The sequence below is a fragment of the Reinekea blandensis MED297 genome (assembly GCF_000153185.1).
Classification (GTDB): domain Bacteria; phylum Pseudomonadota; class Gammaproteobacteria; order Pseudomonadales; family Natronospirillaceae; genus Reinekea; species Reinekea blandensis.
Genome location: NZ_CH724149.1, coordinates 960,966 through 986,350, shown reverse-complemented (window position 1 = coordinate 986,350; position 25,385 = coordinate 960,966). Strand labels below are relative to the sequence as shown.

The 25,385-nt window shown below is 52.2% G+C and carries 21 protein-coding genes, 2 tRNA genes and 1 pseudogene; 9 read left to right on the top strand and 15 right to left on the bottom strand.

The genetic code is table 11. The features are described from left to right. Positions 1-9 precede the first annotated feature (9 nt). Positions 10-1,227: a pyridoxal phosphate-dependent aminotransferase gene (locus tag MED297_RS04590; RefSeq protein WP_008042752.1), complete on the top strand. Its 1,218-nt coding sequence runs from the start codon at positions 10-12 to the stop codon at positions 1,225-1,227. 7 nt (positions 1,228-1,234) lie between these two features. Continuing rightward, a complete protein-coding gene (locus MED297_RS04585) occupies positions 1,235-1,651 on the top strand; it encodes a hypothetical protein (RefSeq protein ID WP_008042750.1) in 417 nt (138 codons plus the stop codon). Between the two features lie 19 nt (positions 1,652-1,670). Here MED297_RS04585 and MED297_RS04580 read toward each other — a convergent pair whose 3' ends face one another. Continuing rightward, complete coding sequence (locus MED297_RS04580; protein ID WP_040556447.1) at positions 1,671-2,666, bottom strand: NADP-dependent oxidoreductase; 996 nt, start codon at positions 2,664-2,666, stop codon at positions 1,671-1,673. Between the two features lie 53 nt (positions 2,667-2,719). Here MED297_RS04580 and MED297_RS04575 point away from each other — a divergent pair, with 53 nt between their 5' ends. Beyond that, on the top strand, positions 2,720-3,187 hold the full coding sequence (locus tag MED297_RS04575; RefSeq protein ID WP_008042745.1) for a helix-turn-helix domain-containing protein: 468 nt from the start codon (positions 2,720-2,722) through the stop codon (positions 3,185-3,187). Here MED297_RS04575 and MED297_RS04570 read toward each other — a convergent pair. The 3 genes and pseudogenes from MED297_RS04570 to MED297_RS04560 all read right to left on the bottom strand — a co-directional run. Next, positions 3,172-4,311 carry a 4-phosphoerythronate dehydrogenase gene (locus MED297_RS04570; protein WP_008042743.1) on the bottom strand — a complete coding sequence of 380 codons (1,140 nt, stop codon included), beginning with the start codon at positions 4,309-4,311 and terminating at the stop codon, positions 3,172-3,174. The genes MED297_RS04575 and MED297_RS04570 overlap by 16 nt on opposite strands. Positions 4,312-4,317: 6 nt before the next feature. Then, positions 4,318-5,922: an ATP-dependent RNA helicase RhlB gene (gene rhlB, locus MED297_RS04565; protein ID WP_008042742.1), complete on the bottom strand. Its 1,605-nt coding sequence runs from the start codon at positions 5,920-5,922 to the stop codon at positions 4,318-4,320. Positions 5,923-6,202: 280 nt separating this feature from the next. Continuing rightward, positions 6,203-7,084, bottom strand: a pseudogene (locus MED297_RS04560) (NAD(P)-dependent oxidoreductase); the annotation flags it as partial. A 208-nt stretch (positions 7,085-7,292) separates the two neighbouring features. Here MED297_RS04560 and MED297_RS22695 point away from each other — a divergent pair. Beyond that, on the top strand, positions 7,293-7,793 hold the full coding sequence (locus MED297_RS22695) for a YkvA family protein (RefSeq protein ID WP_008042740.1): 501 nt from the start codon (positions 7,293-7,295) through the stop codon (positions 7,791-7,793). Here MED297_RS22695 and MED297_RS04550 read toward each other — a convergent pair. Further along, positions 7,742-8,242, bottom strand: coding sequence for an elongation factor P hydroxylase (locus tag MED297_RS04550; RefSeq protein WP_008042739.1), 501 nt, complete (start codon positions 8,240-8,242; stop codon positions 7,742-7,744). The two genes, MED297_RS22695 and MED297_RS04550, sit on opposite strands and share 52 nt — an antisense overlap. A gap of 235 nt (positions 8,243-8,477) precedes the next feature. Here MED297_RS04550 and MED297_RS04545 point away from each other — a divergent pair, with 235 nt between their 5' ends. Next, on the top strand, positions 8,478-9,887 hold the full coding sequence (locus tag MED297_RS04545) for an MATE family efflux transporter (RefSeq protein WP_008042738.1): 1,410 nt from the start codon (positions 8,478-8,480) through the stop codon (positions 9,885-9,887). Here MED297_RS04545 and tusA read toward each other — a convergent pair. The 4 genes from tusA to MED297_RS04525 all read right to left on the bottom strand — a co-directional run bounded on the left by tusA (position 9,878) and on the right by MED297_RS04525 (position 12,915). After that, the gene (gene tusA, locus MED297_RS04540; protein WP_008042737.1) at positions 9,878-10,117 is read right to left on the bottom strand and encodes a sulfurtransferase TusA; all 240 of its coding nucleotides are present in this window, start codon (positions 10,115-10,117) and stop codon (positions 9,878-9,880) included. The genes MED297_RS04545 and tusA overlap by 10 nt on opposite strands. A 5-nt stretch (positions 10,118-10,122) precedes the next feature. Continuing rightward, positions 10,123-11,199: a 23S rRNA (cytidine(2498)-2'-O)-methyltransferase RlmM gene (rlmM, locus tag MED297_RS04535; protein ID WP_008042736.1), complete on the bottom strand. Its 1,077-nt coding sequence runs from the start codon at positions 11,197-11,199 to the stop codon at positions 10,123-10,125. Then, on the bottom strand, positions 11,196-12,230 hold the full coding sequence (locus MED297_RS04530; protein WP_008042735.1) for a YheT family hydrolase: 1,035 nt from the start codon (positions 12,228-12,230) through the stop codon (positions 11,196-11,198). Before MED297_RS04530 ends, rlmM begins: the two co-directional genes overlap by 4 nt. Positions 12,231-12,366: 136 nt before the next feature. Beyond that, positions 12,367-12,915, bottom strand: coding sequence for a hypothetical protein (locus tag MED297_RS04525; protein WP_008042734.1), 549 nt, complete (start codon positions 12,913-12,915; stop codon positions 12,367-12,369). Between the two features lie 227 nt (positions 12,916-13,142). Here MED297_RS04525 and MED297_RS04520 point away from each other — a divergent pair. Both MED297_RS04520 and MED297_RS04515 read left to right on the top strand, forming a co-directional pair. Then, positions 13,143-13,218, top strand: a tRNA-Asn gene (locus tag MED297_RS04520). A gap of 43 nt (positions 13,219-13,261) precedes the next feature. Next, a tRNA-Asn gene (locus MED297_RS04515) sits at positions 13,262-13,337 on the top strand. A gap of 159 nt (positions 13,338-13,496) precedes the next feature. On the opposite strand, the gene MED297_RS04510 is transcribed toward MED297_RS04515, so the two are convergent. The 3 genes from MED297_RS04510 to MED297_RS04500 form a co-directional block, all read right to left on the bottom strand. Next, a complete protein-coding gene (locus MED297_RS04510) occupies positions 13,497-14,213 on the bottom strand; it encodes a BamJ family beta-barrel-assembly machinery protein (protein ID WP_008042733.1) in 717 nt (238 codons plus the stop codon). A gap of 137 nt (positions 14,214-14,350) precedes the next feature. Continuing rightward, on the bottom strand, positions 14,351-14,998 hold the full coding sequence (locus tag MED297_RS04505) for a vWA domain-containing protein (RefSeq protein ID WP_050762861.1): 648 nt from the start codon (positions 14,996-14,998) through the stop codon (positions 14,351-14,353). Further along, complete coding sequence (locus tag MED297_RS04500) at positions 14,995-16,446, bottom strand: hypothetical protein (RefSeq protein WP_008042724.1); 1,452 nt, start codon at positions 16,444-16,446, stop codon at positions 14,995-14,997. Before MED297_RS04500 ends, MED297_RS04505 begins: the two co-directional genes overlap by 4 nt. 321 nt (positions 16,447-16,767) lie before the next feature. Between MED297_RS04500 and MED297_RS04495 the strand changes: the two genes are divergently transcribed. Beyond that, positions 16,768-18,162, top strand: a complete 1,395-nt coding sequence (locus tag MED297_RS04495; protein WP_008042723.1) for a hypothetical protein — start codon at positions 16,768-16,770, stop codon at positions 18,160-18,162. Between the two features lie 5 nt (positions 18,163-18,167). On the opposite strand, the gene MED297_RS04490 is transcribed toward MED297_RS04495, so the two are convergent. Continuing rightward, the gene (locus MED297_RS04490; RefSeq protein WP_161599270.1) at positions 18,168-19,598 is read right to left on the bottom strand and encodes an NAD(P)H-hydrate dehydratase; all 1,431 of its coding nucleotides are present in this window, start codon (positions 19,596-19,598) and stop codon (positions 18,168-18,170) included. 421 nt (positions 19,599-20,019) lie between these two features. Between MED297_RS04490 and MED297_RS04485 the strand changes: the two genes are divergently transcribed. Continuing rightward, the gene (locus tag MED297_RS04485; RefSeq protein ID WP_008042720.1) at positions 20,020-20,673 is read left to right on the top strand and encodes a LuxR C-terminal-related transcriptional regulator; all 654 of its coding nucleotides are present in this window, start codon (positions 20,020-20,022) and stop codon (positions 20,671-20,673) included. A gap of 181 nt (positions 20,674-20,854) precedes the next feature. Here the strand turns inward: MED297_RS04485 and MED297_RS04480 are convergent, their stop codons facing one another. Both MED297_RS04480 and MED297_RS04475 read right to left on the bottom strand, forming a co-directional pair. After that, positions 20,855-23,524 carry a hypothetical protein gene (locus MED297_RS04480; protein WP_008042719.1) on the bottom strand — a complete coding sequence of 890 codons (2,670 nt, stop codon included), beginning with the start codon at positions 23,522-23,524 and terminating at the stop codon, positions 20,855-20,857. A 161-nt stretch (positions 23,525-23,685) separates the two neighbouring features. After that, positions 23,686-25,224: a patatin-like phospholipase family protein gene (locus tag MED297_RS04475; protein ID WP_083779329.1), complete on the bottom strand. Its 1,539-nt coding sequence runs from the start codon at positions 25,222-25,224 to the stop codon at positions 23,686-23,688. Between the last annotated feature and the right edge of the window lie 161 nt (positions 25,225-25,385).

The following is a 25,385-nucleotide window of genomic DNA, read 5'->3' as shown; positions in this document are numbered from 1 at the left end:
GAGAGTCCAATGAAAGACATTATGAAATCCGACAAGCTGGCCAATATTTTCTACGAGATCCGCGGACCGGTCCTCGAAGAAGCCGCACGGATGGAAGATGAAGGCCATCGGATTCTCAAACTGAACATTGGTAACCCCAAGCCATTCGGATTCGACGCGCCCGATGAAATCATCACGGACGTCATCAAAAACCTGCCGCACTCTGAAGGTTACTCCGAGTCCAAGGGAATCTACTCGGCCCGTAAAGCCGTCATGCAGCATTACCAGCAGCAACGGGTTCGTAATGTGGAAGTGGATGATATCTACCTGGGCAATGGCGCCAGCGAACTGATTCACCTGGCCTGCACCGCCATGCTCAACACCGGCGATGAAGTCCTGGTACCGTCGCCAGACTACCCGCTTTGGACCGGTGCAGTCACCCTGTCCGGCGGCAAAGCCGTTCATTACCATTGCGATGAAGAAGCGGACTGGTTTCCGGATCTTGATGACATCCGTAGCAAAATCACGTCACGCACGCGGGCCATTGTCATCATCAACCCAAATAACCCCACTGGCGCCGTCTATTCAAAAGACTTGCTGCTGGACATCATTGAGCTGGCCCGACAACACAACCTGATTATTCTTGCCGATGAAATCTATGACAAAATTGTTTTCGACAATGTGCCGTTCCATTGTTTGTCATCTCTGTCGACGGATGTGTTAACGCTGACCTTTAACGGCTTATCGAAAGCTTACCGTCTGTGCGGATGGCGTTCAGGATGGATGTTGATTTCGGGGCCGAAACATCGGGCTGGCGATCTGATCGAAGGATTCAACATGCTGTCCAACATGCGACTGTGTCCGAATGTTCCGGCGCAGTATGCCATTCAGACATCATTGGGGGGATATCAGACCATTAACGATCTGGTTGCGCCCGGTGGCCGAATGTATGAACAGCGCAATATGGCGGTCGAGGCCATCAATAGCATCCCCGGACTCTCTGTCGTCAAACCCAAAGGCGCGCTCTATCTGTTTGTAAAAATGGACAAAGAAAAGTTTGGCCTGTCTGATGATGAACAGATGGCGCTGGATTTGTTGCGCGAAGAAAAAATTCTGGTGGTGCACGGGCGAGGATTTAACTATCCGGATGTCGATCATTTCAGGATGGTATTTCTGCCTTCGCATGAAGTATTGCAGGACGCGGTTGAGCGTATGACCCGGTTCTTTGCCGGTTATCGTCAGGACTGAGGCGTTAATGACGATGATCGACATTCATATCACCGAGTTTTATAACGATGTCGCCCGCATTCTGCTCAGCCTGTATCGGAGTTTTCCACGGCAGATTTCGCTTTATGTTGAGGATATCAGCGGGCCGGACACCCCCGATGAATACGGTTTACACAGTGAACGTCACCTGGCCTGTTTCAATACGTTTCTCTGGCTGAAAGAAGAAGGCCTGATTCGTTTTGAAGATATTGAGCGGCAAACCGCGTTTAACCACTGCGTTTTGACCTTGGACGCCTTTCGATGGCTCTCCAACTTCGATGCCGTTGAAGGCGGGCCCAAACTGGTTGATGAACTTCACCTGGCAATACGCGAAGGCACGTCGGATGACGTAGAGCAGCTAATCAAATCTCTGTTAAATGCCCAGGCGCGTCGCCACTTTCTTTAGCGCCTGTTTAATGACGAGGCTATAGAGTCAGAATAACTTTTCCGAAGGGTTTTTCAGTAGCCAGCCAGCGATAAGCCTCCTGAAACGTTTGCAATTGAAAGCTGCGGGCAACCTGAGGGCGCAGCTTTCCGGCCGTCACCAGTTCGCTGAGTTGATACAGGGCCGCAGCATCAGGCGTAACAAAGGTATATCGATGGCGAACCCCGCTAGGCGAACGCCCACCCATCAGTCGATGCCATCCCCCGCGCAGAGAGACCAGGTTATCAATGACTGACCCGCGTTGATGTATCCGGGCACATTTCTGCGCCCAACTCAGTCGATTGGCGACATCATAGACGGCGTCCAGACCCGTTGGCGACTGCGAGACCGGGAGCTGGTGATAGTCAATAACGCGGTGCACGCCCAGTCGTTTCAGTGTTGCGTGATGTTGAGGGCTGGACGTTGCATAGACGATCAACCCTCGGCTCACCGCCAATTGCACCGCCAGGCTGCCAACGCCGCCGCTGGCTCCATTGATGAGAATGGTATGACCTGCTGACAAGGCAGCCCGATTCAACCCTTGCAGGGCGGTCAAACCGGCGACAGGAACAGCGGCTGCCTCTTCAAAGGATAGTGTGTCCGGTTTTCGGGTTAACGTCTCAGCACGGGTCACGGCATACTCAGCCCAGGCACCGCTTTGTGTAAAGCCATGCCACTGACGCTTCGGCGCGGCATCCAGAAAACCATAGACGTCATCCCCCACCTGCCAATCCAAAACGCCGGGACCTGTCTGATCAATCACACCGGACACGTCGCTTCCGGGAATCAGCGGTGGTCGCCGCACCCGCAAGGCTTTGAGCCGCCCTTCCCAGGTCGCCTGATCAAGCGGATTTAAGGACGACGCCATCACCCGAACCCGAACCTGTCCTGACGCCGGCTCAGGTTTTGGCAGGTCTTGCCGAAACATCAGCGCATCCACCCTACCAAACCGAGACATCTGAACGCCATTCATAAGCTTTTTTGAAGTGATGACCATGTCTTTATCTCTATGTACACTAGGTTGACACGATACTATGTTGAGCTCTTTTTATGTCAACAAGGTTTACATACGACAGTCTGAGTTTACCGATCGCACAGACCGCCACGGAACTGACCGATCGCATCATGGCTCGTCTGTGCCGGGAGCTGTCGGCATTGGGTTATCCGGCGATTACGCCTTCTTCTTTGATGTTTCTGAGCAAATTGGATTGTGGCAACGGCATCGCCTCCGAACTGGCCAGAGATCTCGGCGTTTCCCGACAACGGGTTGCCAAAACCGTCAGTGACATGAAAACAGCCGGTTATGTTCGTCAGCAAGAGGGCATCGGTAAACGCAAGGTTTTGAGTCTCACGGCAAAAGGTGCCGAGGTCACGAAGCATGCAAGACGACTGTGTGCAGAGCTTGATCAGAAAATCGCGTCCACCGATTCTGCGCTTCGTCTGACTGATATTCTACTCAGCCAACAGGCCTTGCTGGCTGCGCTTAAGGCAGTGGAAGTTAATCAGTCCGGTACCTGAAAACCACAGGCACGCAACCGGTCGATAATGTCAGCGGGATAGGCCGACAGCCGAACGGATCGGATTTCGCGCCGGGTAGGATACTCTTTACGCAGTTGATCAAAACGTTCAGGTGACACCTCACCGTCCGTAACCGAGGCCTTCATGGCGACGGTATCCCGGGCCGGGTCGTAGACCGCCAGAATGAGTTCGCTGACCCAACGATGAAGATCGGACTGTCGATACAGCTCCGGATCAAGCCTCGGCCCCGGCGGTAGCACAGGTCCCACTAAGGATGACCACCCATGCTGAGCTTGCAGCGCCCGGGCTAGCATTTCAGTCCCACGGAACTTACCCTCCAACGAGTAACCAGCCACATGGGGCGACGCCAGCGCGGCGCAATCTAAAAGCGACTCTGAGACCTGAGGCTCTTGAGGCCATACATCCAATACGACACCGACCTGCTGAGTCTGAGTTGCTCGCTCAACGGCCTCGGCGGTAAACACCGGTCCCCGGCCAGCGTTAATGAGCCAGGAAACCGGTCGCATCCGAGACACCATTGCTGAAGACACCAAACCCTCGGTCGCATGCTCACCGTGCCGCGTATGGGGTGTATGAAAGCATACGATGTCCGCGTTACTCATCAACGTCGCCAATGGCGTATGCTCAGGCAGTTCACCGCGTTCGAACCTGGGCGGATCACAGAGCAACAGTCGGCAACCGTGCGCTTCCAGGGTTGCCCGTACAGCGCTACCGACATTGCCAACACCTACGATGCCAATGGTTTTATCCCACCAGTGCAGATCGTGATCCAGATGCAGACGGGAAAGTACCGATAAAAGCCAGTCGGCGACCGACGCGGCATTACAGCCAGGGGCATAGTGAAAAGGGATATTTTGTTGGCTCAGGTAATCCTGATCAACGTGGTCGGTGCCAATGGTGGCCGAGCCAACAAACGAAACCGGTGTACCGTTAAGAAGGGCTTCGTCCACCCGGGTGACGGATCGAACCAGTAGCACATCGGCTTCGAGTAAATCAGCCCGGGTCATTTGTCGCCCGGGCAGACGGGTTATTTCAGTGGCGACCGATGAAAACCAAGCCTCAACATTCGGCATGTTTTCATCGGCGACAATACGCAAGGTCATGACCAATCAGGCTTTGTCTGAATCCGTCTTGGTTGCTTCGCTGTCAGCGGTACCTTCATCCGTGTCGTCGCTTTCCTGAACGAACACTTCAACAGTGATTTCCGGTCCGTCTTCGGATTCTGCCACGTCAATGGCGGTGACTTCTCCGACCGGTGCTTCGGGTTCTGCCGCAGTTGCGTCTTCAACCGGAGTCTCGGCTGCAGCATTGTCGACGGCCTTCACAGGTTCAGAGGTCTCGGTCTCAGAAGCGTCAGCAACAACCGGTTCTGACGTTTCAGAAGGTTGCTCCGCTTCCGCGGCAGTCTGTGCAGCGGCAGCCTGATCAGCTTCCGCTTTGGCTGCTTTTTCGGCGGCTTTTTCAACCACCATCGCAGCGGCAGATTCATCGTCCAGCATGTGCTCCGGTACCTGCTCAAGATCGATTTTACGCTTAATGTACTCTTCAATCGCCGGGATCTGGAACGAATCGTCTTCACAGGCAAAGCTGATTGAAACACCTTTTTTACCAGCACGACCGGTACGACCAATCCGGTGTACGTAGTCTTCCGGATCTTCAGGAAGGGTAAAGTTAATAACGTGCGATACCCCATCCACATGAATACCACGACCGGCAACATCCGTTGCAACCAATACTTCGAACTTGCCTTCTTTAAAGCCGTCCAAAGTGCGAATGCGTTTGTTCTGAGGCACATCGCCAGAAAGCACCTGGCATGGAATACCGTCTTTTTTCAGGTTTTCGGCCAGATCTCGAACAATGTCACGACGATTGGCGAACACCATGACCCGGTCGGCTTCGTCCTGACGAACAATTCGGCGCAAGACCGGATATTTTTCTTCCGATGACACCAGATAAACGTGCTGCTCAACGTCTTCCGCAGTTTTAACTTTCGGCTCAACCTCTACCCGCACAGGATCGTTAGTCCAACGCTGCGCCAGATTCAGAATGTCCTGTGAAAAGGTCGCGGAAAACAGCAGGGTCTGACGGTTTTCAGTGCGAGGCGTTGCTCGGACAATCGTTTTAATATCCGGAATGAAGCCCATATCCAGCATGCGATCGGCTTCGTCAATGATCAGCATTTCAATCTGATCCAGGAAAACCGCCTTACGGTTCATAAAGTCGATCAACCGACCCGGTGTTGCCACCAGAATATCAGTACGCTGTTCATGCAACTGCTGTTTCTGTTTGTCGAAATCCATACCACCGACGACGGCAGCCACCTTCAAGCGGCTGTACTTGGTCAGCGCTTTGGCATCTTCGGCGATTTGCAGAGCCAGTTCACGTGTCGGTGCCAGAATCAGAGCACGCGGCTCACCGACATACTGCTCTTCCAGGCGATGCTCGAGCAGATCCGTGATGGCGGTAATCAGAAAGGCGGCAGTTTTACCGGTACCGGTTTGCGCCTTGCCAATGCAATCGTGCCCGGCCAGAGCATAGGGTAAGGTCATAGCCTGAATCGGACTGCAATACTCGTAGCCAACTTCCTGAATCGCCCGCATCAGTGCAATCGGCAGAAAGAGGTCATGAAAACGGACCTTGCCGGGAACTTCTTCAACTTTGAACTGGGAGATATGCCAACGGGGACGACGGTAACGTTTGTTTTGTTTGGTCACGTAATTTCACTTCTTCTTTGGTTTCGGACCGGGCGAGTCGGAAATCGACTGCAAGCACCGGACACCGGGTTCAGTTAAGATCTGATTGACTCAGATCCGCGTGGCTCTGGAAATGATCATCAGAGCATAAAAAACCAGACGAGGTAGAAATGGTCCGCTCGCCGGGTTCAGCAGGGGCGCGATTGTAGCTCATTTTTTATCACTTCTCGACCATTTAGAGAGGCCAGTTTCACCACTGCAATCGAACATCGATTGAGAGGACTGACCCGCCCCTCTCAGGTCACTTGATCAGGCGTCTCAGCAGCACTGAGGTATCACAACGATTCATCCCCTGAGCCTGCAGTTCCTGATAAAAGGACCGGACCTGGCTGGCGACCGGCAGTGTCAGCCCCCGACGCTCCGCTTCCTCGAGCGAGTACCCCAAGTCTTTGACCATCCAATCGATGGCAAAACCAAAATCATACTCATCGCGTGCCATCGTGTGAGCCCGGTTCTCGAGCTGCCAGGATTGTGCGGCACCACCCGACAGAATCTTCTGAACCTTTTCGACATCCAACCCAGACGACATGGCCAATGCCAATCCCTCGGAAAGCCCCTGTAAAATTCCGGCAATGCAGATCTGATTCACCATCTTGCATTGCTGGCCGGATCCGGCCGGCCCCAGCAGATCCCAGGCTTTGCCATAAGCGGCAAACACAGGTTCCGCGCGCGCAAATGCCGAGGCTTCGCCACCCGCCATAATAGCCAATTGACCGTTTTCTGCTCCAGCCTGACCACCGGAAACCGGGGCATCCAGAAACTCAGCGCCAGCGGCATGAGCTGCTTCATTTAACTCCCGAGCCAGTTCGGCGGAGGTAGTGGTATGGTCGATGACGATCGAGCCCTGACCAATCCCCGCCAGTACGCCGTCGTCGCCCATCATGACCGACCGGACATCCTCATCATTTCCGACACACACCAGAACAAAGTCGGCCTGCTCGGCAGCCTCCCTGGGGGTTGCTGCGAAATCGCCACCAAACTCCTGAGACCATTGCTCTGCCTTTACGGTCGTTCGGTTGTAAACGGTCACCGGGAAACCGGCTTTCTGGCAATGACCGGCCATGGGGTACCCCATCACCCCCAAGCCAATAAAGGCTACGCGAATCTGACTCATACTCTGTCCTCTCTTTTTAGACCCAGCAACGCTTAAGTCATTTTTTAACTCTCATCTTAAGGGGTTTTAAAAAACCTGTAACCAAACTCCCTAAATTTTTTAACCGTTTTAGCCAACTTAACGCACCTTTCGCGTCGCCAGAGCGCATTCCACCGTCCGGCACGCTCTATGCAATAGTCCCGATAACATCCTCGACTCGGTATCAAAGGAGACAACCATGAGCGAACGAATCAATGAAGAAAAACTGAAAGCCCATTATGAAAAAGCCAAACAACAGGCTGAAGACATTATCGAAGACCCGGATCGGGTGAAAAAAATTGCCGAGCGCGCCTGGGAAAAAGCCAAAGATCTGAAAGGACCATTAGCCGAAGTCTGGGACCAGCTGAAACTGATGATTCAGATGATACGCGCCTGGGTCAGTGGCGAGTACCGGGAGGTGCCAACCACCAGCCTGATCGCCATTATTGCGGGACTCATCTATCTGCTGTCACCAATTGACCTGATTCCGGACATGATTCCGGTACTGGGTTATTTGGATGATATTTTTGTCTTAGGCGTGGTGTTTACTCAGGTCGCCAAAGACCTTCGCGCCTTTGAGGCCTGGCAACAAGCCCATTCCGAGAAGACGCCAGATACTGACGACTCATCATCGGAAGCAACGACCGCTCACGAGTCCGAAGCACCCGTCGCAGACGAACCAAACGAAAAGGACGTTTGATCGGTTCCAAACGCCTGAGAAATCAGCCCGACCAGCGTCTGTGCCCGGTCGGGCAGTCCGTTCTCCTGAAACTGCCAAGCCTGCCGCCGAACCGATTCGCGAAAGGGAGCTGCATCGGTCGGTTCGCCGCTTAGATTATCCACACTCACCTGAAAACGTCGGTTACTGGCCAACGTCAGATGCCATTCAATAGCCTGAGGACGGACCTCCACCCGTTCGAACTCTCGTTGCTGCTCAGCAGTGCGCCCATCCGGTTCATACCAGTAGCCATAATCCGTTAACTGACGTCGCTCGAACCCGGCAACACACCAGTGCGCCAGCTCATGCAATGCACTGTTAAAATAGCCATGGGCAAACTGAATCTCATGCCAGCGTTGGGTATCCGACATGGGAAGATACAACGGCTCGTCAACCGCGGCGACCAAACAGGTTTGGAACTGCGTTTGCAACCACGGATTGACTGCTTCAAGCAGTTGGGTAACGCCGGCCTCCCAATGACATGACGATAACGGATGCTGAATCAGGAGCCTCTCCTAAGATCAGTTGATGAACGACGGCCGCGCATTATACGCACGCCTGCGGATACAACCAACTCAGCGCGGATTCTCAAAAGTTCATGACCTTATTCTGGATGCATTCAGCAAGCGCAAGCTTTAAGATTGCGCGCCCGAATGGAGAGTCCCTATGGCCGAAATACAGATTGATGAAACCCACCAGCCTACCGCTCTGAAAAATGCTTCGCTCCGAGAACGGGTTCAGCAGGAGTGGCGAACCCTGCTTGCACTGGGCTCGCCCATTCTGATCGGGCAGCTCGCGCAGATGGCCAATGGCGTTATCGACACGGTCATGGCCGGACGAGCCAGTGCGGAAGACCTGACGGGCGTCGCCATTGGCAACAGTCTGTGGGTGCCATTATTTCTGTTCATGATGGGACTGCTGAACGCGACCCAGCCACTGATATCCGGTCACCGGGGTGGTCAACGTGATGATCAGGTTATGCCGGTAACCTGGAATGCCCTGTACATTGCCCTGGCGGCCGCCGCACTTGCCATCATGTTACTGATCAATGTTGACCCGGTTCTGAACCTTGTTGGTATGGACGACACCAGTGCTGCTATTGCGGATGGCTACCTTGAAGCCTTTGTCTGGGGCCTGCCCGCCATTCTCATTCTGGTGACACTTCGAGGGTTAACGGATGGCTTGGGACACACCCGTATTTTTATGGTGTTTTCAATTCTGACCGCTCTGTTTAATGCCCCCCTGAACTACGTGCTGATTTTCGGTAAGTTCGGTCTACCGGAACTGGGCGGCATTGGCTGTGGCTATGCAACGGCGATTTCTCAGTGGCTGACGTTGTTTTGCCTGCTCGTCTATTTCAATGTCAGCCGGTCGTTTCGCCACCTTCATTTGTGGGCGCATCGTCAGTGGCCGCAATGGGTGCGTGTCAAAGAAATTCTTTTACTCGGCATCCCCATCGGGTTCACCATTTTCGTTGAGTCCGTCATGTTTGCCGTGGTGGCCTTACTGTTGGCATCGTTTGGTGCCGATGTGATCGCCGGTCACCAGATTGCGCTGAACGTCGTCAGCGTTCTGTTTATGGTGCCATTGAGTCTCGGGCTGGCACTGACCATCCGGATATCGTTTTTAATCGGCGCCAACAACCCGGCCACCGCCCGCCTGGCCAGTCGAAGTTCGCTGATTCTGACGCTGCTGATCGCTGTTGTGTATGCCTTATTGCTGGTCTTTTTTGCCGAACCGATTGCCGGCCTATACAGCCGCGAACCGGCAGTTATTGAGGTTGCGGTTGAGCTGCTTTGGTACGGGGCTTTGTTCCAACTGGCGGACGTATTGCAGGTCGTCGCCATCAGTGCGTTACGCGGCTACAAAGACACCCGTATACCGATGTTTATCATGGTGGCGTCTTTCTGGGTGGTGGGTATCCCGCTTGGGTTTATCCTCGCTCACACCGATTGGATTGTGCAGCCAATGGGTGCGCCAGGGTTCTGGATCGGGTTGATTGCCGGCCTGACGCACGCAGCGGCCTGGTTGATACCGCGACTGTTCTGGTACAGCGATCAGGCTGTTCAGCGCTGACCTTTTCGAACCCAAAATAAAAATTCATCCCCGTCTTCGTTCTGTTGACGGGCCACCAGTTCATGCGGCAGAAACTCACAGAACTGCGGGATATCCCGTTCAGTTGCCGGATCGGTTGCCAGCACCCGAACGACCTCACCGACCTGCATTTTGCGGATCTGCCGATGCAGCATCATCACCGGTTCCGGACAGCGCAGTCCGCGCGTGTCGAGTTCATGGTCAGCGTTCATCGTCCTCATCCATTCTGATTTTTAAGATCAAGGTACACGGTAATTTCTTCACGGTCGTGATACAGGTGTTTGGCTCGCAACTCGGCTTTCGGATGCTCCTGAGCAATCCGGCTCTCAAGAAACTCGCGAATCTCCTGCCACTGCGCAAACCGTTTGCGCATGGGAAGTTTCAGATTAAACATGGCATAACGGGCATGCCGTTCATGCAGCCACTCATACATCAGAAAGGCCACACGAGCCGGCTTTTCCACCATGTCACAAACAACCCAGTCGACATAGCGATCCGGCTTCCAGATAAAGCCATCGGCCTGCTGATGATCGACCTGAGTGGTCGCCATCAGCGTTTCATCCATCGGTCCGTTATCAATGGCGTAAACATGCATTCCCTGATTCACCAGCTGCCAGGTCCAACCACCCGGCGATGCGCCGAGATCGACCCCGGTGTGAGAGTTCTGCAGCCGGTCTCGCCACTGTGGACCTAAAAACACAGAAAACGCTTCTTCCAGTTTCAGTGTGCTGCGGCTCGGCGCCCCGGCCGGAAACTTCAGCCGGGCAATCCCCATTGGCCAGGCTGCCCGACCATCCGGACGATCCACACCAATCAGCACTTGCGAGGAGTCTTTAAAAAACAGCCGCAATGCGGGCAGATCGGGACGGGTTTTCGGCGTCAACGAACCGGAGCGTCTCAGAGCCTGTCGCACCGGATGCACGAACTTACCGGCAAAACGAGCCGTTGGCCGGTATTGCTCGCCTTCGGCATATTCACAGCTGACGTCCCCAACCTGTCGAATGCCAGCGTCTTTCAGAATACGAGCAACCGTCTCGATAATCGGCGTCAGGCGGTCCCGTTCATCCAGATCCGCCAAACGCGCTGAGATTGCCCAGGCATCACGAGCAAACACCAGCTCAGGTAATCGCTCAATCACCTTTGGGGTTGGTGTCGTTTCGAAGACAACAAAGCCAGAGTTCATATCCGGGTTCGCCCAGCCAAAACAGCCGGACTCGGCCGCCGTCTCAACGACTTCGGCCAAACACTCTTTTTCAAACCCTGGTCGACAATACAGCAGAATGCCGTCACTCATGATCGAACCTCCCGAAGATGCTCAGCAAAGGCCAGCGCCCGCTTTTCGGACCACAAGGCGCCGTTTAAACGCCAACGGGCAAAGCCGACATGGCCGCCACTGCCGGGTGTTTCCAAAAACAGGTTGCCACTGCGACGATCACGCCTGCAGTGATAACAGCCTGCAGATAAAAACGGGTCATCGACAGCATTCACCACCAGTGTCGGCCGCTGCAGACGCGCCAGGGCCTGACTTGAGGAACATCGCTCCCAATAGTCCTGCGCCGACGCAAAGCCATGCAAGGGCGCGGTATAGCGGTCATCAAACTGATGGAATGTCAAAATGCTGTCATAGCCCTCAAGGCTGACCTGATCAGGAAACTGCTCAGCTTTATATGCAATCTTGGGCTTCAAATCACGGAGAAATCGACGCATGTATATCGATTGAGCAGGCTTGGCTAGCGCATCGGCACACCCCGCCAGGTCCAGGGGCACACTGAAGCCGGCACCACCCATAACAGCCGACGGCAAGTCGGCCTCGCCAAGGGTCAAAACCGTTTGATTTCCGCCCATACTGAAGCCCACCAGGAATATCTGCCCGGCCTGATGCTGCTCGCAGACATGATCAATCACGGCTCGGAGATCATCGATTGCACCACTGTGGTAAAAACGCGGCAAACGATTCATTTCCCCACCACACGAGCGAAAGTTCCAGGCCTGCACATTCCAACCGGACTGATAAAACTGTCGGGCCATACCCTGCACGTAGTGCCGGCGGCTCGAGCCTTCCAGACCATGACTGATGATCACCCAGGGGGCTTGCTCAGGTGATGGCTGTTTTAACGTATCAAGCAGCAGAAAATCGCCATCTTTCAGCTCGAGACGCTCTCGTACGAAAGGCACAGCGACACGACGGAACAACGTCGGCAGTATCGATTGAACGTGACCATTGCCAAGCGCAAAGCCGGGAGAGTAGGAAGGAAAGTCAAACAACGCCTGAGACAAAGCGGTAAACCCATGCCATGGAAAATGCGCGGCATCATACCCTGTCACTTCTTATCTGTTAACTGCCGATTGACTCAGCCACCCTCTGTCGTCAACAGGGCGTAACCAATGAGCATCATAATCGCCATCAGTAAGCCGAACCAGCGTACCTGGCGACATCGCTGACAAGGAGCCTTATCAGTCATCAAGCCCCCTTACTGGCGATCTTCCGTGGCATATAGCGCACACTGAGCGCATCGAAAAAGCTCTCTTTCAGCTGAGCGATTTCTTTTTTTACATCATCCAGCAAATGAATTTCTTCACCGGTCAATGTCTGTTTTTCGGCATAAATCTGCCGACGCAGGTTTACAATCTTCGCCCCATAGATTCGCAAAGACCGCTCCAGTCGCTTTTCGCCCAACAGCAGCAACGTGCTTTCGGCCTCAGTCAAGGCGTGAAACACATCGGCTAACTGCTCTCCGACACGCGCCAGCTCATCCCGACGGGATTTCGGCCAATGCTGACCATAGCGGGTAAACTCGGTCGCCAACGCCAGATATTGCTGATACACAAAATGCACCCGACCGACCTGAGCGGCAACCTGCTCGAGCAGCTCCCGACGCCGGTTAATCTCCGCTTCTTTGCGTGAATCCAGAGTCTGGTGGCGTTTCAGGTATACCAGGAAGATCAGACCACTGACCAGCATACCTGTCGCAATTTTGACGACTGAATCCATCAGTTCCAGAGTCAACATGGGTTTACCTCACCGTTTTTTGACGAAAATAGACATGTTTTAAGTCAAAGCAAAAACAGTGCCTGAAGAACAACTGTCCAGAATCCGAAGTCTGAGTCATGGAATGACATCTCCGGCGGAATGAACAATCACTATTCAATTACCGTGTCATTCTCAAAAAACCTAAAAAAAACAATCAATTAGGTATTGACTCCTGAGCGTTGGTCTCTAAAATACGCCTCCGTTGTTCCCCGATAGCTCAGTTGGTAGAGCAGTAGACTGTTAATCTATTGGTCACTGGTTCGAGTCCAGTTCGGGGAGCCACCTAATTTTAATGCAGCGTTAACCAAGCGATGCATCGAGTTTTTCCCCGATAGCTCAGTTGGTAGAGCAGTAGACTGTTAATCTATTGGTCACTGGTTCGAGTCCAGTTCGGGGAGCCAAACAAAAAGCGAACCAATCGGTTCGCTTTTTTTATGCCTGAAGCATAACTCTCACCTCAATTGACACTGCCGACGAAGCAATGACCGCCCTTGATTGACTGGCAGGCACAAAAAAGCCTCCACAGGGGAGGCTTCGTATCGTCACGCGCTCAACCTGACTTAGATAATGTCGAGCAGTTCAACTTCAAAAATCAGCGTTGAACCGGCTGGAATCAATGGAGATGCCTGACGATCTCCATAGGCCAGATCGGCCGGGATGAAGAAACGATACTTATCACCAACATTCATCAGCTGTACGCCTTCTGTCCAACCGGCAATCACACCGTTCAGTGGGAACTCAACCGGCTCGCCACGCTCAACAGAGCTGTCGAAGACCGTACCGTTGATCAGCGTACCGTGGTAGTGAACACGAACAGTCGACTCTGCCGTTGGGCTGGCGTCGGAATCGCCCTCTTCCAGAATTTCATACTGCAGACCCGATTCTGTGGTCATGACATTGTCTTTTTCGGCATTTTCAGCCAGAAACGCTTCACCTTCTTCTCGTGCGGCAGCCGATTGCTCAGCGGCAGCGGCTTGTTGCGCTTCCATTTGTTTTTCCTGCAATGAAGCGATCGCCGTCTGGATTTCTTCATCCGTTAACGCCATTTCTGATTCGTTCATGGCGTCCTGGATACCCAGTACAATCGCTTCAACGCTCAGGTCGAGCCCTTGAGTCTGTGCTTTCAGGTTCTGTGCGAAGCCATAGCCAATACCATAAGACGCTTTCTGCTCGTCAGATTCCAGTGAGACGTCCGCATCGACCGCTTGCGCACAACCAGAGATAGCCACGACCAACCCTGCTGCGTAAGCCAGACTTTTCATTTTAATCAATTTCATTCCTTACCCTTATAAAAAAACAGGGCAACGCCCTGCTATGTATTTACTGACAAGTCTCCGAGATTCTACTGATTGTCCGGGCCCGCCTCCAGTGCGTTTACCGGACACTGACGGCTACGGCAGCAGAATCTTTCAACTTACGGTTCTAAAGCCAGCGCATCTGTCCGGTCCAGATCATTCACAACGATCCATTCACCGCCGCCCGATTCGACTTTCTGTTGCCAGTTCGTCAACCGGTTCATATACAAGTTGGGATCAACATTGTCTTCACGAAGTTTGGTTACGTTCAGAGCGTACACCTGAAAGCCGTCCAGTTCGTAATCAAAGTCTCGCTGATAGCCTTCAGGCAACTCTTCTCTGAGATCGGAGTAGATCAGCACCACCTTTTGCCCGGCTCCGGTTTCGTTAAGAAACTCGACCGCCTGCAGCAAGCCACCGGATATGTCGGTGTACTGTGCGCTTTCGACCGATTCAACAAACTCGTTGATGGCCAGTGCAAACTCCCGCTTCTGCGCGTTCATCTGACTGGGGCGACCATCAAAGGTAACCTTCGCAATAATGTCTTTTTCACTGAAACTGCCGCTGTCGATACGAGCCACTGCAAAGGAATCGCCGGCTGTCAGTGTGCCCAGATAGTAATTAATAATCTGCTGGGCTTTTTTCAATTCTTCGGTGTAAGTGCCTGACGTGTCCAGCAACAGATAGACGCCACGATAGGGGTCCGGCTGTTCACCACAACTCATTAGCGTCAAGCTGAGCAGTGCAATGCAACCGAGTCTTTTCATGACGGATCCTTAAGCAATTTTGATTTGCTTTCATCCGACGATTCAGTAGGCGCACGATGACTCAGACGATGCTCAATCCACAACGGGATACTGACCAGGATGTCATACAACGCCAGCAAAATATCAGTCAGATACCGAATCGCGGTGGCCACCAGTCTCATGATCACAATCAACAGGTGCAAAATCTGTATCAACAGATCCGCCAGCAAAACCCGGCCGCTTTCGACAAAGGACTCAAACGGGATAGCCACAAAAATCAGGACAAAAGGCAACAGGAACCCCAACAGCATTTGCGCGGCCTGAGGAATCACCTGCGAGATTGCGCTGCTGCCCTCAAGGGCCACCGCCTCACCGCCGACCAACAAACTGCGCAAAGCCGCATTATCGGACGCGATTTGATCGCGCATGAATGCCAAACCCGACTCGATGGAGGCAAACAAAAAGACAAAGCCCAATAACGTCCAGAACAGAATCCGGCGCTTACGCTCATCCAGCGTACCAAACGCTGGGAACATTCGCGTGATGTGCAAGACTTCCATCAGCAACATCCCGATCGCGATCTCAATCAACACAATCATCAGAGCAGACACTTCGGCCACGGTAAAAGCGCCTATGCGGGTACCGGCACCAACCATTTCTGACATCGGTAACGCAATCAGATGGAAGTTAAAAAATGCGCCACCAGCGAAGACAGCCATCCAAAAGAGCGCAACTGAAAACTCCCTCAACGACGACACACGCAACATCCGCTCGGCCTTATCGGAACCGGCATGAATTTCCCGATAGCGATCCATGTTCTTATCAATTTCTTCAGCCTGGATCACCAGGTTTTTCATCGAACCGCCCACACGCTCTACCGCATTATTCAATTTTCGCCAATGCGGCATCATGGCATGCAGCAACTTGTGCCGGGTATTGACGCCCTCACGATAGCTGTCCAAGGTTTTCTTCTGCTGCTGCTGAAGACTGCTGTACAGATCTTCCAGGACCTTAACGATCACAGGATTACCTTTCTGCGCTTCCTTGAGGTTCACAATCGCTTCGATGGCTTCAATCCAGTCCGGCGATGGCGGCGGCGTCTCAGCTGAGTTGTGATAATCTTCTTCCAACTGAGTCACCAGACGTGAAATGGTCTTCTGCAGTTCCGGGTAATTGCCCAGATCGTTTGAGACAATTTCATTCACCCGATGAAAATCACGGTCCAGACGTCGCTCCATCTGACCTTTACCCATTTCCAACAACACTTCACGGTTTCGGGCTTTCAGATTACTGATCACCCGATGCAGTGCTCGGGCCTGCAAACGTAATAATGCGGATGCCAGACGCGATATCCGGTATAACGCGGCATGCACAGCCGGGCGCGCAAAATAGAGCACCGCCACGGCGAGGACAATCCAGATTGCCACTGACAACTCTGGCTGACCTTCGATGAAAATCCACCAATTCATATATTTCTCCTGAATACTAATTTCTGCGCACGCGGGCGCTGAAACCCGGTCACCATAACGGATGACGCTGAAGATACAGACCAGATGACCGATGCTGAGGGTCTGCGGTTCCCGGGTTTCTCTAGGGGGCGCTCAGTATTGCAGGCCCCCCCGGTTGGGACTGTTACTGAGTTCAAAGAATGGCAAAAAAAGTCTCTTTTTCCCAGAGTTCAGCAATCATTGAGTCAAAAACGTGGAGATCTGATCTCGCATGCGCCATGGCTGTTGGCCACAGGACAACGGTTTTAGAGCTTCAGGCCCGTTTCTTGCTATCGCTCTGGCATGAAACCTGACTTTACACTCATTTTCGCGTTCACTCTGGCCCTTTTTACGGTCGGCTGTGCCAATGACGACGACGCCAACGGCAATAACGGGGAAAACGCGGACAGCGTTCTCCGGCAAATTGCCGGCAACGCGGCCATTGGGCGCCCCGCCCGCTGGTCTAACAACTGCCTGGACGTTGCTTGCGCCCGAGCGGACGATCTGGGCAATTACCTGCTGACGACCGAAGCCGACGGGTCATCTCTGATGTGGAGCGATGTTCCCATTGGCCCAGGTGAACCTCAACGTCTTTACAGCCGCTACCGGTGGAATGATGCCATTACCACCTCGTTGGTGAACATCAACCCCAGTACTCATGCCGTGCTTGATATCTGGTCGAACGTCAGTCAGGGCGTGTCGATCGACGCCTGTGCAGCATCAGCTTCATGCCAGACTGCGCTGATGGCCAGCCTGACAGAAACACAGGAAAACGCGATTATTGATCAGCTAGACACGCTGATGGGGGAGGCCTGGCCAGCCGGTCGAAACCCATTTGATGACGTCTATGTCGCTGACCCGAATGAGGATGCGCTGGACCAAATGCACGATCATTTTCTGTTTCATGTTGATGGTGCCGCCGGACGGTTTCAGGTCTATGACAATGAGGGCGAAGAACCGATCATTGACGTCAACCTCGTCAGCTTAACCAATGGCGCCAACCTTACCGACTCTGTGCTGAGCGACACACAGTTCGAAACCGCCCTGTCCATGGAGCCACCGGCCGAGCCCGGCAATCCGATTCAGCTGCAGATCAACGTCTCACCGGGACAACCCACGCAGGTCCCTTACCAGGTCATAGTGGATACCATAGGCAGCACCAGTCCAAACACACCATTAAGTTTTTCGCATGAACTCACATTGCCGGATGGCACGACTCAGTCATTGACCGGCGAGGAAGTGATCACGGATCTCACTCAGGGGGGGCGCCATGTCTGGGTCGTTACCGCGACGGACGATGCCGGTAATCAGATCTCTGACGGAGTCGTTCTGGAAGCCTTGGCGGGCGAAGTCGAACCCACCTTCGGCGGCGAAGGTAGCTGCGTTACCCCTGAAGCCACGATGACCGCAAACAGCTGGAACCTTTGTGAAGAACCGCAGAACGGTGGAGAGTATCAATGCGATACGCTGTCATCGTCGTCGATCACGCTGACCCAATCACCCGCACCCTGCCCGCAGCAAACCCAGAATGGCGGTGATCTGCTTGGACTCTGTACCATTCTCGTGAACGAGGTCCGGGTATTGTTTTACGAAAACCCATTGCGACCCAACAACACTGAAACGTTTGCAGACAAGCAAGCGCGTGTTGCCGACTATTGCGTCGCTAACTTTGGAGGAGACTGGTCAACTACGCCGTAACGGGTTCATTCATCGCGCTGAGGTAGAGCCCGGATGATATCGCTTGCCAGCACCAGCCGTTGTCGCTGCGCCAATCGATATCCCGTCTGCGCGTGCCAGTTCACACCGACGATAGCGGCGTCTTTCGGTGCAAGCCTTTGAGCCAACAAAGCAGCAATGATTCCCGCGAGACAATCACCCATGCCCGGAGTCGCCATCGCCGGACTGCCCGGGTGGCAAAAGGTCAGCCCTGAGGTGGTGGCCACTAACGTGCCCGCACCCTTCAGTACAACTACCGCTTGGTACCGTGATGCCAACGCCTGGGCCGCTACCGGACGGTTGTTACGAACCTTGTCACTGCGCCAGCCCAATAATCGGGCGGCTTCACCCTCATGAGGTGTCAGCACCCAGTTCGTACATGGCACATCCAACGACGCCAGATGAAACAACCCATCCGCATCCAACACACCTCTGGATCCTGGAGAATGCAGATGCCTCCGGACCTGCTCGTACGCCGCGTCGTCCCGACCTAAGCCTGGCCCAACCAACCAGACCGAGTCATCATTCACCACTTCAGGCAAACCCGGTTGGGTCATGACTTCGGGGTGATGAACCAGCGCTGCCGTCACAAAGGCCGGATCACAATGGCTAATAACACGCCCCGCCCCGGCCGCCAATGCCGAGCCTGCTGCAATAATTGACGCGCCCCCCATCCCCAACCGACCACCAACCACATTCACATTTCCATGCTGAGCTTTATGCGTCTGACCACTGCGGGCTGGTAAGGCCTGGGTTTCCTGTTGCCAGCACCAATCGCTGTCGACATCGACCCCCAAGGTATCCAACGACAACTGCCCGCAACACTGCGGCCCTTCAGCCGTTAAGGTTCCCGGCTTCCAGGCAATAAAGCTGTGAGTCGCACGAGCCCGGATAGCGACAGGCATTGGCTGCCCGGTATCCGCATTTAACCCGGACGGTACATCCACGGCCAGAACTTCCGCCGGGTATTGATTCATCCGTTCAATAATCTCGATGACGGTTGGGTCGAGCGGACGATTCAGGCCACTGCCAAACAACGCATCAATCACCGTATCAACGGATGTCGATGGCCATTCAGCGAACACCGGCAGTCCGGTCTGCTGAAGCTCGGTCAACGCGCGATGGGCATCAATCCCCGGAGAAGGTTCGCCGAAAGGCGCAAAGACCGTTACCGGCACTCCCGCTTCATACAAACGCCTGGCAATGCAGTAACCATCTCCACCATTATTGCCCTTGCCCACCACAACCAATACCGAGCCATGCCGCACACGCTCGAAAGTTTGCCGCACAAAACTCTGCGCGGCCGCATTCATCAAAGGCCAGGTGTCACCGCCATGATTCTCAGCCCAGTGCTGTTCTGCATACCGGACCTGTTCTGAAGTCAGTACAAGATCGCTTTGCTGTCTCGGAGAAGGCATCGTCTGATCCTCCATTCGATTGAATCTAAGACCATAATAAACCCTGTGTTTGACTTTAACAGGGCTGTATGGGGTTGGTATGCGCTCGAACTGCCAATGCATGTGTTCGAAACCGCGTTTTCACTGCTCGCCCGCAGGTTCCTGAACACTATTATGACCATGCGATGACAACTAAAGATCAGCCGCGAAATGTTCCGTTAAATGCGAAAGAGCCGATTGCTATCGATGTTGGGATCATTTGAGCAGGTAATACTGAGCGCACAGGCATTGACGTTAATTTAGAGGGTTCAGTTGGTATGGAAAACCGTAAAACGTGCCTTTAAATCTCGCCTTTCATTAACGTTATCACACTACCTAACTTTAGGTAGGCTGCCACCGTTAAAGCTGTAGTAAACTGAGGTAGTCTAATAAAGGAATGCAAATGGAACAGACTCTGTACAGTGTAATGTTAGTCGAAGATGATGCAGAGATCCGCGAGCGACTGGCGGCGATCATCTTTTCTTCCGATTTGTTTCAGTTGGTGTATCAGGGAGAAGATGCGACCGGGAGCATTGCTGCGTTAAAACGGCATAAACCCGATATTCTTCTGACAGACCTTTGCCTGAGTAAAGACGAAAGCGGCATTGATATTATTCAGGCAATTGACAAACTGAACCTGGACACTCAGGCGATGGTCATTACCGGCTTTCAGGATGAGCATCTTGTTTTTTCAGCACTGCAGGCGGGAGCTAAAGGCTATTTGCTGAAACATGACCCGGAGCAGAACATCTTAGAAGCCATTAATACAATGTTGAACGGCGGCGCGCCTATCAGCCCTATCATCGCTCGTTTGATGTTGCAGAAATTCCACCGCAATACACCAACGCCGAAAACTCCGGAAACCCTCACTGAACGACAAGTAAAAATTTTAACCTACGTTAGCCAGGGCTTTTCCTCCAAAGAAATCGCTGAAAAACTCTCCTTAAGTTATCACACCGTCACCACGCATATTAAAAACATCTACGCCAAACTCCAGGTAAACAGCCGCACTGAAGCCCTGCACGAAGCGGCAAAGCTCGGCATCCTCGATCGATAGTTATTACTAGTTGAATTTTGAGTCTCGCATCGGACATACGAGCATCAGCCAGTGTTTTCTGCTTAGATACAAGGGAAACCGGAATCAGAACCTCCAATACTCCTAGATACCTAAACAGAAAACCCCGGCCAATATGCTCATACACTTAACTTTCTACATTGGAACAGTATCTGGCATTTATTTAAGGTGCCTCGATCTGTCCTAGCGCTTCCAGTGCATCCAGATAGGCTTGCTGCGATTGAATCTGGCTAAGCCCTGCGTTACTAAAATGGGTCAACGGCATTAACTCATTGGCAAGCGATTCAGCAACGTTGAGTATGTTTTCAAAAATAGCGGCTGTGTAGGCGGTCACCATTGGATCACTGCCTCCATCATCGGTGCCTCCACCGGCATTCAGTTCGTCATCGACCCGGCCTCGAATCGCAGATACATTCGCTAAAACAGTTGGCTCGAAGGCCTCTTGAATGCCTGCAATCAAATTGCCATTCACGGCTTCGTAATTTACTGAAGATAACGCAGCAATAAGGGTCCAGCCACAATCGACGTATTCTTTCAGGCTGTCGTCCACGGCGTAAATATATAAAGGTTCAAAATCAATGTACTCTTCAGCCACCTGTTCAAGCAGAGGCTTTAACAGTTCAGGTATGCTGTAATCTTCACCGCCCATGGCCAAATAAGCGCTCAGGTTTTGATTCAGCTCTTCTTTATAGGCCTCCATCAAGCCCGACATGCAGCCCAAATCATTAATGGAGCTACCGGCTAAATCGGCCAAAGCAGCATTGTTGTTTTCAAAAAACGCTTCAGCATATTCCAGTACGATATCGCGGGAATCGTCCAACAACTCTTCACCACGCTCATCTTCAGCGTTAGTTAAGGAAACAGAAACGTTATGAACCGCCTGCAATGCACCAACATGGCTTGCGATACCCTCTTCCTTTTCGGGAGCCGATGCTGATGACAGTGCGTCGAGCTTTTCCCTGGCTTCTTCATAGCCATAAGAATCGTCAGTATCGATTAACACCTCGTAGGTTTCCCCGCTGCATACATCAGCTATTTCTTTATAGCCAACCAGGGCTCCGGCTTTGTTATAAACACTGAATATGTAGGTGAACGCTCCCCAGCCTTGGATAAAAAAGTGAGACGATTCTTTAGTCGTTCCTGGTGGTGGCGAATGAGAAACACCATAAAAACTCTTGTGGTCTGCTAAATATATAGATGGACGTGATGCATGTACCGATAAAACGGAAACCTCATAGTTAGGGAAAATGGACACGTAACCTGTGCCCTCATACACGTCCCACATTTTCACATAGTCACCTGAATATTTATCCTTGTAGTGCACAATAGTGCCAGGATGTTCGCAGGTTTGGAGATGATCGTCATACCACTGTGCCACACCGTAGGCTGTCAGGTGATTGGTTTGTACGCGCACATCATACATACCATCTGAAGGGTTTAAGTCTTCCACAACGGCTTGCTGTTCGTACTGTATTTTTCCGCTGCTTTCGTCATAACTAAAAATGGGTAACAGGTCGCCTGGTTGAAAAACATTACCGGCCACATCACCAGACCCGACCGCCAGTTGGAGCGTTATTTCTATGTCACTTGAAAAGCGCTTAACTTTGTCACCTTGATTGTCTGTAATGTTAACGGTCGTATAGGTAAGCGGCACAACATCCAAACTCTCTGCTTCGCTAATTATACCGTCGCTAATCAAATCACCCAGATTATCTATAGAGTTGTTGAAATCCGGCAATGAAGTCCGGGCTTCATCCTGACGCAAGTTGAGGGTCGCAAAGGTAATTTCTGCACCATCGATAGCATTGCCGTCGGCATCGGTCATATAAACCCCAGCAGGAATTTCTACACTGCCACCGGGCTGACCAAAGTAAGGGGTCGCGGTTGCAGTAATGTCGCTGGTGACAGTTCCAGCAGCAACCTTGGCTGACACATCCTCCTTAGAAACCATCACGCCATTTGCGACATAACCGGCCTGATCTTTCAGCATATTAAGTTCCAGCTCGTACCCACCAGTAGCGGCATTCAACAGTGCAGTGGTGCCGGTATCTATATAGCCTTCAGCTTTTGCCTGCACTTTAAGGACTTGCCCTTCCTGTGGTGGGTTGCGCAGAAAAAAAGTCTCTCTTTTCAGCGTATCGGATAGCTGAATACTTTTTACCGCCTCGCCAGTGCTATCTATGATTTCTGCCCCAAAAAAGGTTAGCTCAATGGCGGCGGGAATCAGTAACGTACCAGCGTCTGCGTCGTCCACCACAATGGTGATCTGGTAAAAGCTAGCATCCTCACCACCTTCGTAGCTGCGCTTAAGGTGAGCGATGGCAAAGGGCTCGGAAACTAAATCGACATTGGCTATTTCAGCCAATGCCTTAAGCCCGTCATCCAGGCTATCACTGGCTATAAATTCGACGGCCGTGTCCACAGGGATATCGATCACCTCAGCGATCACTCCATCGTCATCCAGTGACTGCAGTAATCGCCCTAAGTTAACCACATCGTCGTGGTCGTATTGCTCACGCGGTACACCGATTAAATCTTGTAGGTAGACGTTTAAGTCTTCTGGAAACTCAGCCAATGTGCCTATAGCCATCTCACCAAGAAAAAAACCGATCGGAGCCTTTTCACAGTAGAGTTTACCACCCTGCTCAGTCATGCCTTCACGACCATCACAGTGATAGCGGATGCCATTAACCGGAGAATCTATCAGGGTTAAGGTTTTGGCATCTGGGTTACTTTTTTCTCCGCCTGTTGAACTGACGCAAGACAATAGACCCATTGAAATACCAACGGTCACAAGTACCAGCGGCTTCAACAGATTGCTGAAAAAGGGCATACAAACTCTCCTTAGTAAATTGCCACACAGCAGGCTGGGAGTGCTGTTGCAGCACTCACTCTGAAGGTATCGTGTAGTTTAATAAAGCAGTCTAATAAGCCGTACAGCTTGCGTCGTACCCAGTTTTAGGTAGGCGGCAACCGGCATTGCTATCGGCTGAGCTAACCGGTTGTGTCCAGGGCATCATTCGTAACACGTTCAGCTCGCTGCCACATGCCGATCAATGCGTCCTGATCACTATTGATGTTGAAATCCATCCAATGATATCCCGCGAGTGGTATTTCCACTTCTTTAAAGTCAAACCCATTCATCAATGCGGCATTAATTTTCGGTTTCAGCGTATTTTCTTTATCGGCGCGACTCAGCATACCAATCATTTCAAATAACTTTCCCGGGTTATCAGATTCAAAAAACTCTTCAATTGCCCTCAGTGCCGCGCGTCGTACAGACGTATTGGCCGCGGATGTTCGGTAGGCATCTTCAACTGCCGTTTTTAAACTAAGGGAAATAACATTGACATCCGTCGCTTCAGCATCAGAAAAGCGAGGCGCATTGTAGTTTCCACGGGGAGGTCTGAGCTGTTCATTCAGGGTAAAACCAATGACTTTAGTTTTTTGCTGATGCGTGTCCGGCCAATAATTCCGGGCACTCTCCGTAAAGAGCCAGGTTGGGAAATTAGAAGCCAAACCACCATCAACGATATGGTTTTGATTTCCTCTGGCTTGAAATACAACCGGAACGCTTATCGACCGGCGAACCGCCTCTGCGACCGTGATTTCCCGATTGTCAGTGCCATTACCTGAGTCTTCATAGATGTCATCTGACGTTTCACTGTATATTTCGAGAATATTGTCTCGAATATTCAAAGCGGTGACCGCCAACGGGTATTTTAAGTCTTTAAAGTAGACGGGTGTGTTTTCATCATTATGTATTTTCAGCGATAGTATTCTTTCAAAGGCTTTCAGGGCGTAATCCCCTTTAAACATAAAGCCCCGGTGAACCAACATTGAAAAGAAAATGAGAGGCGGGTGGAACTCCTCCAGATAATCCCATATCGCCTGGGTAATGTTCTCGGTTTGACCCTGTAGCGCAGTGATTATGCTACCAATTGGGCCATGTCCTGCTGGAATGAAGACGCTAATCGCGCCTTCAATAACCGCTTGAAGCTCATCCCGCTTCCCTACAAGTTCACTAGCGAGTCCCAAAATAGTCGAGTCGGTAATCGCCGTAGCGATGTCTACCGACATTTCCTGAGGTGTCGGTACATCAACCGTTGAAATGCGACTGATAAAAATATCGACGGCTTCATATAGAAATTTCCAGAGCAGTACACCTTCCCTTTCTTCATCGCTCAGATTCTCAATGCCTTCCAAGTCCATAAACTTACGGAAAGACAGCGGTTCATTCAGCCCTATGCTTCTTAACGAAATGGGCGCTGGGCCTGCATTCGGAAAATCCGAAACCAGCCACTTAATTTCATTCGCCTTAAAACCCGCAGCGACCATCGCCGCGATCATTGAACCTGCAGATGTACCAGCAACTCGATAAGGGAAAATCTTGTGTTCTTCCAGTGCTGAAATGGCACCAGGGTAAGCAGCGCCTAATGCACCACCGCCTTCAAACACAAGATCGGCGCCCAATAAACGTCGCATAGGTGGGGCAATATTTGATACAGAAAATCTGTTGCGTAGAGTTGGCATTGTGAGTCTCCTTACAGTGCCACTCCTTGGGTTACAGTAGCACTGTCTGCCGGGTTAACGAATCCATTCACAGGCAATTACAACAGGCTGTGTAAACAGTTATGGAAACGAAAGTGTATGCAGACTGGCTATTTCCTTCTTACCCAGTTCTAGGTACCTTT

Coding starts and splice junctions, on each gene's coding strand:
- MED297_RS04590 (WP_008042752.1), top strand. CDS start 10: ATGAAAGACATTATGAAATCCGACAAGCTGGCCAATATTTTCTACGAG.
- MED297_RS04585 (WP_008042750.1), top strand. CDS start 1,235: ATGACGATGATCGACATTCATATCACCGAGTTTTATAACGATGTCGCC.
- MED297_RS04580 (WP_040556447.1), bottom strand. CDS start 2,666: ATGGTCATCACTTCAAAAAAGCTTATGAATGGCGTTCAGATGTCTCGG.
- MED297_RS04575 (WP_008042745.1), top strand. CDS start 2,720: ATGTCAACAAGGTTTACATACGACAGTCTGAGTTTACCGATCGCACAG.
- MED297_RS04570 (WP_008042743.1), bottom strand. CDS start 4,311: ATGACCTTGCGTATTGTCGCCGATGAAAACATGCCGAATGTTGAGGCT.
- MED297_RS22695 (WP_008042740.1), top strand. CDS start 7,293: ATGAGCGAACGAATCAATGAAGAAAAACTGAAAGCCCATTATGAAAAA.
- MED297_RS04545 (WP_008042738.1), top strand. CDS start 8,478: ATGGCCGAAATACAGATTGATGAAACCCACCAGCCTACCGCTCTGAAA.
- tusA (WP_008042737.1), bottom strand. CDS start 10,117: ATGAACGCTGACCATGAACTCGACACGCGCGGACTGCGCTGTCCGGAA.
- rlmM (WP_008042736.1), bottom strand. CDS start 11,199: ATGAGTGACGGCATTCTGCTGTATTGTCGACCAGGGTTTGAAAAAGAG.
- MED297_RS04525 (WP_008042734.1), bottom strand. CDS start 12,915: ATGTTGACTCTGGAACTGATGGATTCAGTCGTCAAAATTGCGACAGGT.
- MED297_RS04510 (WP_008042733.1), bottom strand. CDS start 14,213: ATGAAATTGATTAAAATGAAAAGTCTGGCTTACGCAGCAGGGTTGGTC.
- MED297_RS04505 (WP_050762861.1), bottom strand. CDS start 14,998: ATGAAAAGACTCGGTTGCATTGCACTGCTCAGCTTGACGCTAATGAGT.
- MED297_RS04500 (WP_008042724.1), bottom strand. CDS start 16,446: ATGAATTGGTGGATTTTCATCGAAGGTCAGCCAGAGTTGTCAGTGGCA.
- MED297_RS04495 (WP_008042723.1), top strand. CDS start 16,768: ATGAAACCTGACTTTACACTCATTTTCGCGTTCACTCTGGCCCTTTTT.
- MED297_RS04490 (WP_161599270.1), bottom strand. CDS start 19,598: ATGCCTTCTCCGAGACAGCAAAGCGATCTTGTACTGACTTCAGAACAG.
- MED297_RS04485 (WP_008042720.1), top strand. CDS start 20,020: ATGGAACAGACTCTGTACAGTGTAATGTTAGTCGAAGATGATGCAGAG.
- MED297_RS04480 (WP_008042719.1), bottom strand. CDS start 23,524: ATGCCCTTTTTCAGCAATCTGTTGAAGCCGCTGGTACTTGTGACCGTT.
- MED297_RS04475 (WP_083779329.1), bottom strand. CDS start 25,224: ATGCCAACTCTACGCAACAGATTTTCTGTATCAAATATTGCCCCACCT.